Source organism: Shewanella sp. 125m-1, from assembly GCF_052977065.1.
The window spans coordinates 102,845-114,840 of the sequence record NZ_JBRILT010000005.1 but is presented as its reverse complement, the minus strand read 5'-3'; the positions used below and the strand labels follow the sequence as shown (position 1 = coordinate 114,840).

Genomic DNA, 11,996 nt, shown 5'->3' with positions numbered 1-11,996 from the left:
CTAATCGACCTTGATGTAAATCAGCTTTGCTTCTATTTATTTGTGATGTTGCTAGCATTTTCTCTAGGGGTGTGAATAGCGTGCCATAACTGGCCGAGGGAGATCCCCCCATCATTAATTGGGACGTTGTGGCTTGAAAGTAGGAGGTTTCCCTGTGCGGTTAACCGTTTCTCGCAACGCTCAAGCAGATAACGGTTTTGAAATACCCCGCCACAAAGTACGATAGGAGTATCGAGGTAGCCTTTAGCGTATGTACATACCCAATGGCATAAGGTGTCCATGAAAGTCTTTGCAATTAACCCTATGCGCTGCTGATTAAGGGGCGAATGTGTCACTGCGATAACAATCTGTTGCAACAGAGCTGCGCTATCCCAGAGTGAAGTAGATTGTTCAATATTTTTCAACCCTGTATTTAAGCCAGTATAATTCGAGCCTGCATTAATCAAGTCAGTATTGGTCGTCACACTGTTGGCAGCCGTTTCGATTAGCATTCCAGCCTGGCCTTCATACTGTATATGTGTAACTAGCCCGAGTGCCACGGCCACTGCATCAAATAGCCGTCCTACTGAAGAGGTCCTAATACAGCTGTTTGTCTGCCATATCTTAACTAAATTATTAAATGTTGCAGGAGGTAGTGCATTTATTGCTGGAATATTGAGGTTTATAATCTCTTGCGATGAATATTTTTCAAGTAAGATTGCCAGTAAAACTCTTACTGGTTGCTTGATAGCCTGTTCACCTCCAATAAGCGCAAAGCTTTTAACGCTGTTGATACGTTGATACTGATTAATATTACAATGCAGCACTTCTCCGCCCCATAAAGTATTGTCATCACCTAAACCTGTTCCATCAAAGCTAAAGCCTAGCACCGGCGTTGTGAGCTTATTGGCAGCCATTACGCTTAACACGTGAGCATAGTGGTGTTGCAATGAGCTTGTTTTGTTTATGGATTGCGACAAAGCCCATCGACTGGTGGTGTAATCAGGGTGGCTATCGTGGACTAATTGGCTGGGAATAAATCCGTATAATCGAGAGAAGGTATCGAGGGTGTGGTGAAAGTATTCTTCAGCTTCTATCGATACCAGATCGCCGATGTGAGGGCTAAGAAACAGGTTGTGATTAAAGCCAAAGCAAATCGTGTTTTTTTGCTGAGCTCCAAGTGCAAGAATGCTTTCTGTTAGAGGTTGATCACTATAAAAAGAAAGTGGAGCATAGCCTCTTGCTAAGCGAAGCACTTGTTGTTTGTCATTTATCAACTGTACCACGCTATCGTCACAGCCATTTAAGATAGGCCTGTTGTGATCTAAAATATTATCCACAACATGGGCAAGTTTACTCTTAATGGCTTCGCTATCTGTAATGATTGGTTCACCAGCAAGGTTTGCACTTGTCATGACTAAAGGCCGCCTAACACCAGTGAGTAATAATTGGTGTACAGGGGTATAGGGTAGAAATATTCCGAGGCTGTCTATATCTGGTGCAACTAGGTCACTAAGTTCTGTACAAGGACTGTTTTGGCTATTGAATGATTGATTATCTATTGTTCGACTAGCTGTTAGGTGGCTATCTATTAATTGCTTATCTAATTGTTGTCTATCTAGTGCTAACTTGTCGAATGGCTGTGTAGACTCAGCAACGGACAGAACACGATTGTTAGTAGATAGTTTAGTCGTTAGGTCTGCACTTTGATTAGTAGCTGGATTAGTAGCTGGATTAGTCGTGATTTTACGCATCAGCGTAATAGGGCGCTGAGCGCTGCATAGCGTTTGCCATTCAGCTGCACTCCCCGTGACTAGCTTGGCTGCAGCTTCAATATCTTCAACCATAACGGCAAAAGGTTTCGCTGGTCGAGTCTTTCGCTGGCGTAATAGGCTAACACTGTTGTGATTTGTAGCATCGCAGACCAGATGAAACCCACCGATCCCTTTAATGGCTAATATCTTGCCTGCAATCAGTGCATTAATCGCATCTTCCAGTGCGCGTTCTTTAGTGCTTTGCACCGTTAGATCGTTTGTTTTAAAACTTAACTGTGGTCCGCACTGAGGGCAGCTGACGGGCTGCGCATGGTAGCGCCTGTCCATAGGGTCCAAATATGCACGTTTACACGCTTCGCACATGTAAAAATTTGCCATTGCCGTATTGGGTCTATCATAGGGCAAGGCGTTGATCAGTGAATATCTAGGTCCACAATTAGTACAATTGGTGAACGGGTATCGATAATGGCGATTATTGGGAGCGGCGATTTCATCAAAGCAGTCTTTGCAAGTGCATATATCTGCTGGCACGGCAACGGCAGCTGAGCTCTCTTTTTCACTATGGACAATATTAAAGTCATTACATGTATCGATAGTTGTCATTGAAGTGACAAGGATATTGTCGATACGTGCGAGGGCGGGCGGTTGATCTCGAAAGGCGGCTTCGAACTTAACCAGGTCAATAGGGCGCCCCTGCGCTTCAATTGTGACGCCTTCACTGTTATTGAGCACGCTACCGGTTAAGTTCAGTTCATGAGCTAAACGGTAAACATAGGGGCGAAAACCGACGCCTTGAACGATGCCGGTGATCTTTATGTGTAAACGATTTTTGCTCAGATTCTTGGTCATAGATCCTGTCACAGGTATTTTTATGAGTACTGTTTATGAGTCGTCACTATAAGTACTTATTATAAATGGCTAATATTATCCATGTTAGCCAGTGCTATTATTCAGTCTTGTTTTGCAGTCATGATATGTGTACTTAGTGTCTACGCTGTTTAAGGTACAAAGCACCAGCAGCAAGGTTTAGTCCATCAAGATCCATTAGCGTATTAGTATTGAGATTAAAGTTTTTACCCAGTCGTAGAGCGACCCTTTCGGCCAAAACTTCATTGGCAAAACTACTGCCTGCGATCACCACTGACTTAATGCTGATATTTTGATCTAAGTGCTCAATCCAATTACAAATATAATCAGCAAAAGAATCGTGCATACCAAAAGCGAGTTTATCGATATTATCCGCTTCAGCGAGCCTAAAGCTGATAATCGTGCCCAGTGTCTTGCACCAGTTTAAACTCCTAAATGCTTCGCCTCTGGTTAGAGGAAAATCAATTCTAGGCGCATTTGCTCCCTTGTGGCACATAGCGCGAGCAACGACAAAGTCACAAAGTGCAGTTTTAGTTAAAAGAGCAGTTTTGCTTAATGGCGCACTGTGACTTGGCTGAGTTGCTTGTATTTGACTTGCTGCGCCAAGAAAAACGGCAGCAATGGCCCATAAAGACTCAATATTGTTGGTAGGCTTGGTAAGTTTTAACGACAACAGTTTCAAGTAATCATCAGGATATTGAGTTTTAAATTTATCCAATAAGGGCTTTTGCGGTGATAACTCAAGCTGATGCACGATGTCGTAGCCGTTGTCAGGCATGCTTGGAAATTCAAAAAATAATTCAAGCTGTTGTTTGCCATCTAAAGAGACTATTTGACTCGTACTTGTTTGACTAAAATACAAAGCAGCCACGCACTTAGGTTTTTTCTCAGTGATGGTCACGCTATGAAGTGCACAACTAGCTGCACTACTTACCGCTGTAATTGCATTGTCTTTATTTGTTTCGCCTTCATTAATGTTGGTTAGATTAATGCTGGGGTGATTAGAGCTGATTTCAATCTGTTTATCATGCCAAAGAGCTTTGTAATGACCAGCCACGGCATCATCATGTAAAGGTTGACGCACTGCATCAAAAATTTGTGCGTGGTTTGATGCTGGTGTTTGAATAAGCGACCATTTTGCTTCAACCATGGCAATCTTGGGATGAGTGCTGTTAGCGATATAAAGGTAATCGACACCTTGTTGTCTAAGAATTTCGCAGATAACCAACAATAAGCGTGAGTTTGCAAAACTGATTTCATATAAGGGTTGGTTTAGTCGAGGGTGGTTGTGGATAGGTCGAGCTTTAATCAATGGTTTTTCGATACTTGAGAGTGCAAGTATTTGGCTATCGTTAACACAAAAATGTGCATGTAGATTATTTGGGTTGCAGATCACCAATTGTTGGCGAGTGTCTAACGGCGCATTTGCGATAGGATTAAAACTAATAATAGGGCCAGCACCAATACTTTCGATAATACTAGCGCCAATACTCTTGCTAATGTTATCGCCAACATTATTGTTAATATTATCGCTCATGCTAGCGTGGGGCAGTGCTATTGCACCTAGCCTATCAAGTTTTTTCACTAAGGCTTTAGCATCACTTAAAGAAACAGCTTGCTGGACAGGAGAGATCCGGGTGTGAGCCTGACAACAGGGGCAATTAAATCCAATGTTTCCAAAGTGTGCAGCTTGGTTATCACCAAACTGAGGTTGGCAATGCTGACAATACTCAAGTTCAAGTTTTGCCGCTGGAAGGAGTTTTTTAGTGCCAACAGGGCTGTCAATTACAATGATTTGAGGCTTTACAAGCCACGCTGAAATCAAGAAGTCTTGAGCGATGGCATCGGCTAGTTGTTCAAGTTGTGCCTGCTCACCTTGCGCCTCAATATAGTAAAGATTATCGTGTTTTCCTATGGTTACATCATATTGATCATTTTGTAGGTATTGATTACAGAGGTGCCCATAAAAGGGCACTTCTCGGGTACAATTAAACTCAAATCTAATATTCTTCATCTGAAGTTAAGCCACGTTTGTAGGAATCGGGAATAAGGCTGTTGATATCAATGTGTGCAATGCGTTGGTGAGTGAATCCTAGAGAGTCCATATGACGCATTAAGGTTTGTTCCATCAAAGGCACCGCAGCCTGGATCTGTGCCGTCAATCCAAGAGTCATAGGTTCAAGTACTGTGGGTGTTACACCTAACACAAAGGTTTTTGGTCTGTCGCCAACCATATCCATCATGATCAGGGTTTGTAGCATTTCAACTTCATGGGCACTGCCTTGCCAATCAATTTCAGGCGGTGCTTTATCAAAATCGAAAAAATAGACTTCTCCTGGGGCAACACCGTTCGCGTTTACTGTATCAACGACGATGAGATAGTCATATTTACACAGTGTTGGAATGAGTCCTTGGGCAAGTGTTCCACCATCGAGTAAGTCGAGTTGATCTACGGGGTGGTGGAAACGATAGTTTTCTTGGATATAATTGACGAAATGTACGCCGATGCCCTCATCGGCGTACAGGACATTGCCAATACCAAGTAGCAATATCTTCATGTTTTCCTTTTATTTTTTCTTATGGTAATCGTAGCCTGAGACAATAGAGTCGACAGAGTTATGCTTAAATCGAATGCCTGACCAAACTGCCATATACACGTGTATTACCACAAAGATGATAAATACCCAGGTAAGGTAGTGGTGCCAAATTCGTACTGGTGCTAATCCACCTATCAAAGCCGTTAACCAATTAGCCATTGGCGCAAGTAAACCACCTAGACCTTCGTGATATACATTGGCATATAAGACTAGGCCTGTAATGCTGATCAGCAATGCAACCACTGATATTGCAAAGTAAGTCACGAACTGCAGCGGACCATAAACCCCAGCTTTGTCTAAATGTCCCATCCAAAGGTAAGACTTAAGCTGAGTGATCCAGCTTTTTACACTCATGACATCTTTAAACGAACGACGCTCGATATCACTCTTACCAAAAAAGAACAGGTAAGCGCGCACTATTGTTATCGCGACTAACAAAAAGCCAAAGATCTGGTGAGCAGCACGAATATACCCTTGCACTAATATGTCAGAACTTTCTGGCGCGACTAAAAATGGCCAGGAAATATAAAAACCAGTGACAATGAGTACAAAAATGGCTAAGGCTCTTAGCCAGTGGAATATTCTTATCGCAGCACCAAAAATCAGTTCCCTTTGGTAGAGCGCAGATTGAGTTGCCATGTTATCCCCCTTGATTAGAATCCGTTGGGATCAATTTTAAATTCACCGAGGTTTTGCCCTTTGTAGTCCATGACATGCACTGCGCACGCCATACAAGGATCAAATGAGTGAATTATGCGGATAACCTCTAAAGGTTTGGTTGGATCTTCAAGCTGTAAGCCAATAAGCGAGGCTTCATACGGTCCCATTTTTCCTTCGGCATCAATGGGACCTGCATTCCAAGTCGTTGGTACTACCGCTTGATAGTTTTCAACTTTGCCATCTTTAATTCGGATCCAGTGACTGAGCATTCCTCGCGGCGCTTCGATCATGGCATGACCCACGTACTCTTTGCTTGAATCGATCTCCGGTTTCACGTAAGTCGTTTCATCTGACTGCATATTGGTTAACATGGCATCGAAGGTTTTAAGGCCTTCTTGTGCAACGATTACCGTTTGCAACATACGTGCTGCGGTGCGGCCGAGCGTTGTGAATAACGCTTCAACAGGCAAGCCCGTTGTTTCTAGTAAATCATTTACTGCATCGACGACAACGGGATTACCTCGAGCATAACTCACTAATAAACAGGCTAACGGTCCGACTTCAACTGGCTCGCCGTTATATCGTGGAGACTTAACCCAGGAGTATTTACCATCGCCATCAATTGTCGGCAATTTGCCATAGACAGTTTCTCTTTCAACAAAGCCGGTATAGTCAGGAATTGTAGTCCCATCGTATGGGTGCTGCGGCGCATCGGCTTTGTACCAAGCATGGGTAACATCTTCTTCTATTTGCTGAGGGTCTAAGTCGCTCACGTTAGCAAGATCGCCGTTCATGATAACGCCCTGATTAAACAGGTATTGACCGTCACCTAGTAAGAAGTCATCAGTCGCGAGGAAGTTTGTTATATTAACGCCACCTAGCACACTAGGTTCAGTACCAAAGGCCGCAGCGGCCATAACAATGTCCGCCTTGTATGCACGAATGATGAAATCATTAACGAACTCATGCTTCTGCTTCCACTCTTGTAAACGAGCTGGGCTCAGCATGTCACGTACAGAGGTGACGCCACCGACGACAACAGATTGTGGGTGAGGTGATTTCCCGCCAAATATGGCCAGCATCTCAGCGGCAACACGTTGAACTTCTAGCGCTTTAAGGTAGTGAGATAGGGCGATTAGATTCTGCTCTGGTGTAAACCTATAGGTGCCGTTGCCCCAATATGCATTGGCAAAAGGTCCCAATTTTCCTGTTTCAACAAGGCCAGCAACTCGCTCTTGTACGGCTCTGAGATCACCTTCGCCCGCTGCGATAGGATTCTCGGTATACTTTAACGCTTCTTGAGCTGCCAATGCTGGGTCTGCGCTCAGTGCTGAGACAACATCGACCCAATCTAAACCATGAAGGTGATAGAAATGGACAATATGGTCGTGCATGTACAGTGATGTTTGCATTAAGCTACGAAGATACTTTGCATTTAGCGGGATCTGCACGCCTAGTGCATTTTCAACGGCTTCAGTACCACAGCGATAATGTGAATAGGTACATACACCACAAATTCTCTGTACGATTAAGCCGACGTCCATAGGCGTGCGGCCTTTGAGGATCACCTCAATACCACGCCATAATGTAGATGATGACCACGCTTTGGTAATAACATTGTTTTCGTTGACTTCGACTTCGACTCGTAAGTGTCCTTCAATACGAGTGATTGGATCTATGACTACACGTTTGCTCATGATTATTCCTCTTCAGGTTTGGCAAAAATACTGGCTACAGCATGTGCGCCAATTCCGACAACAGTTGCACCTAAAATGACCGCACCTACAGTGTCTGCAGTGGCATCAAGGCTATGCAATTCTTGCCTTCCCAAGGGTTGTTCAAAGTCAGCCATTTCGTCCCAAAAGTTGGGCTCAGAGCAACCAATACAGCCGTGACCTGCAAGCACTGGCCAGCTCGTATGGTGATTAAATCTTTCTGTCGGGCAGTTGTTATAGGTGTATGGGCCTTTACAGCCAACCTTATATAAGCAGTAGCCATCTTTAGCGCCTTGATCGCCAAACTCCTCAACAAACTCACCAGCATCAAATCGACCTCGACGTTCACAGTTATCATGTACTCGAGCGCCGTATGCCCACTTAGGACGATTGAACATATCAAGTGCAGGCAGCTTGCCAAACATAATGAAGTACATCAGTGTACCGACAATGTTCTTTTCACTTGGTGGACAACCACCTAAGTTGATGACGGTTCTATCAACCACTTCATAAACGCCTTTTGCCCCAGTAGGATTAGGGGCTGCGGCTTGAACGCCTCCAAAAGCTGCGCAGGTGCCGACAGAGATAATGGCGGCAGCGCCTTCTGCTGCTTCTTTAACAATGTGCATCCCAGTGTGGCCTTTACAACCAACCGTTAAATAAGCACCATTATTTGCCGTCGGTATCGCACCTTCAACCGCCAGTAAGTAGTTACCTTTATAGGCCTCAAGTGCATGCTCAAGATTCTCTTCTGCTTGCCAACCGGCTGCAGCCATTAATGTTTCGTGGTATTCAAGAGAAACGTAATCGAAGATTAATGTATCTAAATTAGGGGTATCGGTTCGAATAAGAGATTCAGAACAGCCAGTACACTCAGCCATATGTAACCAAATGAGCGGCACTCTATCTGCCAGTTCTGCCGCTTCTGCTACTAAGGTACTAAAAGGCAGTGGCAGGGCGAGCATTGCTGTTACAGCTGCACTCCATTTCATGAAGTCACGGCGAGTGATGCCGTTTTGTTCCATTTTTTGCTGTAGCGTTTCACCATTTCGAGGCTCTAGCTTACGAAGTTGCTCTATTCGCGCCAAACCTTGTTGATAAAGGGCTTCATGTGTTTCCATGGTTAAACCTTTTTAATTTATAAGGAATGTGTTCAACGAAAACCAGTTTAGGCCACAAAAAGCGAGTTATTGTTGATGTGCGTCAAACTTTGCCGACCTTTGAGCCATACTACACAGACCAGTTTTGGCTCACTTGAGCTAGATCATTAAAATATAACTAATAGGGACAAAATGACCCGTAACGCCATGGTGTGTGATCTATGTCACGCTTATTCTAGGTGCAATATCTGACAAGATATTAACAATCTGGCTGATTTTAAGTGATTGATTCATCTGTGGGAGCTTGTTTTTGCTGGAGGTTTGTCAACGAATTGTTGCATTTGAGGGCTGTAAAGTGTCAGTGTAAGTCGACGATTTATTAGTAGAACATGTTTTAGTTGGCAGTGCGCTAGTAGAGTTTATTCCAGTGGTCTTTGATTCAGTCGACTTTATTTCGGTGGGCTATATTTTAGTTGGCTTTGATTTGTTTTGTCGGGTATCCGCGGTATTTTAGTTGACAGTAATGAATGAAAAATAAACAGGTATTTACATCGTAAAAAAGCCTCTCAAATGAGAGGCTTTTTTTTAAGCGTAAATCTGCGCTATTTTTTCTAAGCAGTTAGCTTAGAAGTTTGCAGATTTTGGAGAGCGTGGGAATGGGATCACGTCACGGATGTTAGAAACACCAGTAACATAAGAGACCAAACGCTCGAAACCTAGGCCGAATCCAGCATGAGGTACTGTGCCATAACGACGTAGGTCGCGATACCACCAGTAGTCTTCTTGGCTAAGTTCCATTTCAGCAAGGCGTGCATCAAGTACATCTAAACGTTCTTCACGCTGTGCACCACCGATGATTTCACCAATACCTGGCGCCAATACGTCCATTGCAGCAACTGTTTTACCGTCGTCATTTAAGCGCATGTAGAAGGCTTTAATGTCTTTCGGGTAGTTTTTAACAACAACAGGCGCTTTGAAGTGCTCTTCAGCAAGGTAGCGTTCGTGCTCTGAATGTAAGTCGATACCCCATTCAACGTCATACTCAAAGTCTTTGTCGCACGCTTTAAGAATTTCGATCGCATCAGTGTAATCGATTTGAGCAAAGTCGCTGCTTACAAATGCTTCTAAGCGCTCAATAGCTGTTTTCTCAACACGTTGAGCGAAGAACTCAAGATCATCACGGCGCTCTTCAAGAACGGCTTTAAAGCAATACTTAAGCATATCTTCAGCAAGCTTAGCGGCGTCATCTAGATTGGCGAAAGCCACTTCAGGTTCAACCATCCAAAATTCAGCTAAGTGACGGCTAGTATTTGAGTTCTCAGCACGGAATGTAGGACCAAAGGTATAAACCTTTGATAGTGCACACGCGTAAGTTTCAGCATTAAGCTGACCCGATACCGTTAGGAACGACTCTTTACCAAAGAAATCTTCGCCGTAATCAACTGTGCCTTTATCGTTACGAGGTAGGTTTTCAAGATCTAGAGTAGAAACACGGAACATCTCACCAGCACCTTCGGTATCAGAAGCTGTGATTAGTGGCGTTGATACCCAGATATAGCCTTGCTCGTTATAAAAGCGGTGGATAGCTTGTGATAAGCAGTTACGTACTCGTGCAACTGCACCAATAATGTTAGTGCGCGGACGTAGGTGTGCAAGCTCACGTAAATGCTCAATTGAGTGGCGCTTAGCAGCCATTGGGTATGTGTCTGGATCTTCAACCCAGCCAGCAACCTCAATGTTGGTCACTTGCATTTCAAACGCTTGACCTTTACCTGGAGACTCAACAACTTCACCTGTCATCACGACAGAGCAACCAGCAGTAAGCTTTAACACTTCGTTGGTGTAATTTTCTAGATTATTCGGCACAACACCCTGGATAGGGTCGAAACATGAACCGTCATAAACAGCTAGAAATGAGATCCCAGCTTTAGAATCGCGGCGGGATCTTACCCAACCACGCACTGTGATTTGCGAACCGATCGCAAAGTCACCTTTAAACACAGAAGCGACAGATGTAATGCTCATTGTTGCTTAGTTCTCCAACGAAACGTTTTTGTAAATAATTTGGAGGTTTATATTACCTGTATAAACGCTTTTCTCAAGTGGAAAGTAGGGTATCTTCGTACCTAAATTGTTATTCTGACGACAATCATGACAAAAACTAAGGATAGTAAGCATGAATAGAACAAAATTGTTTCAGTTTATCCTGTCGGCGCTATCGATTATCGGCTGGTCATTGGCGATTTATGCACTAATGATTTTTGATAAGGCTCGGCCTGATACGGCAATTGGATACTATCAAAGTCATGGTGCATCCGTACGATTTGAATGGGACCCGACACAAACGGTGCTCCTTGAGCATATTATTTGGGTCTGTGCGGCAGTGAGTTTTATCAATATGGGGTTTAACTTGTATATTTCACGTCAGAGCCATATTAGCTGGTGGGTAAACATCCCTTTGTTATTTTTGTGCTCGTTAGCGGCGGGTTTATACATTCGCTTTGTCGTGTAGAAGGTTACGGCTTTCATTTTAAACTGTTGTCGCTATGTTCTATTTAGATTTAATGCGCTATAGATGTTAGCAAGCTTTAGGTATAAAGAGCTTAAGATTCAGAATGTTTATCATGTAGAGAAGCTTAGAGAAGTCTAGATAAATGTAGCGAGCCTTAGGTTTTGAAGCATAGATGCAGCCTCTGTATAAAAATTAACGTTCCGCTCTGGTGCTAAGTTGCCGACAAAGGAGGTCGATCATCGCAGCAGTCGCTCCCCAAATAAAATGCTGCTTATAGGGAATAAAGTGAACAGGGTAGAGAATACCCTTACGGCTAAACCTTTGTGTATGGCGGTTATAAGCCTGCATTAAAAAAGTCAGCGGCACAGTGAAATACTCATCAACCTCCCCGGGATCAATAATAGGCGTAAATGTTTGTTTAACGATGCCGACAAAGGGGGTGATCTCAAAACCCGTAAAGGTTTTATGGGGCGGGAGAGCACCAATCACCTCCACATTGTTGCTGAGTAAACCAATCTCCTCTTCGGCCTCTCGTAATGCCGTTGCTTGATAGCTTGCATCTGATTGCTCAACTTTGCCGCCAGGAAAACTAATCTGCCCTGGGTGGGCGCGAAGGTGTGTGGGTCTACGGGTCAATATAAGCTCGAGTCGATTATTGACTTCATACAAGGCGATTAGTACCGCGGCTTGACGAAGGTCGTGATCTAACTCTATTAAATCAAGATCTGGTAAAGCATTAAGAGTGTACCTGAGCCTAAACTCCACCAGATCCATAATTTGTCCTTTACGAT

At 43.7% G+C, this 11,996-nt stretch carries 9 protein-coding genes; 1 reads left to right on the top strand and 8 read right to left on the bottom strand.

Translation table 11 applies throughout. The features are described from left to right. Nucleotides 1–32 precede the first annotated feature (32 nt). From ACVBIK_RS04305 to asnS, 7 genes are all read right to left on the bottom strand, one after another. On the bottom strand, nt 33–2,603 hold the full coding sequence (locus tag ACVBIK_RS04305; protein WP_447169177.1) for a carbamoyltransferase HypF: 2,571 nt from the start codon (nt 2,601–2,603) through the stop codon (nt 33–35). 133 nt (nt 2,604–2,736) lie between these two features. Beyond that, complete coding sequence (locus tag ACVBIK_RS04300) at nt 2,737–4,635, bottom strand: Kae1-like domain-containing protein (protein ID WP_447169176.1); 1,899 nt, start codon at nt 4,633–4,635, stop codon at nt 2,737–2,739. Then, nucleotides 4,622–5,179 (bottom strand): HyaD/HybD family hydrogenase maturation endopeptidase, encoded by a 558-nt coding sequence (locus ACVBIK_RS04295; protein WP_447159179.1) that lies wholly within the window; start codon nt 5,177–5,179, stop codon nt 4,622–4,624. Before ACVBIK_RS04295 ends, ACVBIK_RS04300 begins: the two co-directional genes overlap by 14 nt. A gap of 9 nt (nt 5,180–5,188) precedes the next feature. Further along, nucleotides 5,189–5,857, bottom strand: coding sequence for a Ni/Fe-hydrogenase, b-type cytochrome subunit (gene cybH, locus ACVBIK_RS04290; RefSeq protein ID WP_447169175.1), 669 nt, complete (start codon nt 5,855–5,857; stop codon nt 5,189–5,191). 14 nt (nt 5,858–5,871) lie between these two features. After that, on the bottom strand, nt 5,872–7,575 hold the full coding sequence (hyaB, locus tag ACVBIK_RS04285) for a nickel-dependent hydrogenase large subunit (RefSeq protein ID WP_447169174.1): 1,704 nt from the start codon (nt 7,573–7,575) through the stop codon (nt 5,872–5,874). A gap of 2 nt (nt 7,576–7,577) precedes the next feature. Next, nucleotides 7,578–8,714, bottom strand: coding sequence for a nickel-dependent hydrogenase small subunit (gene hyaA, locus ACVBIK_RS04280; RefSeq protein ID WP_447159182.1), 1,137 nt, complete (start codon nt 8,712–8,714; stop codon nt 7,578–7,580). Nucleotides 8,715–9,317: 603 nt separating this feature from the next. Continuing rightward, a complete protein-coding gene (gene asnS / locus ACVBIK_RS04275; RefSeq protein WP_447162786.1) occupies nt 9,318–10,718 on the bottom strand; it encodes an asparagine--tRNA ligase in 1,401 nt (466 codons plus the stop codon). A 151-nt stretch (nt 10,719–10,869) separates the two neighbouring features. On the opposite strand from asnS, the gene ACVBIK_RS04270 reads away from it, so the two are divergent. Next, a complete protein-coding gene (locus ACVBIK_RS04270; protein WP_447159184.1) occupies nt 10,870–11,205 on the top strand; it encodes a hypothetical protein in 336 nt (111 codons plus the stop codon). Nucleotides 11,206–11,397: 192 nt separating this feature from the next. On the opposite strand, the gene ACVBIK_RS04265 is transcribed toward ACVBIK_RS04270, so the two are convergent. Then, on the bottom strand, nt 11,398–11,979 hold the full coding sequence (locus tag ACVBIK_RS04265) for a CoA pyrophosphatase (RefSeq protein WP_447162785.1): 582 nt from the start codon (nt 11,977–11,979) through the stop codon (nt 11,398–11,400). Between the last annotated feature and the right edge of the window lie 17 nt (nt 11,980–11,996).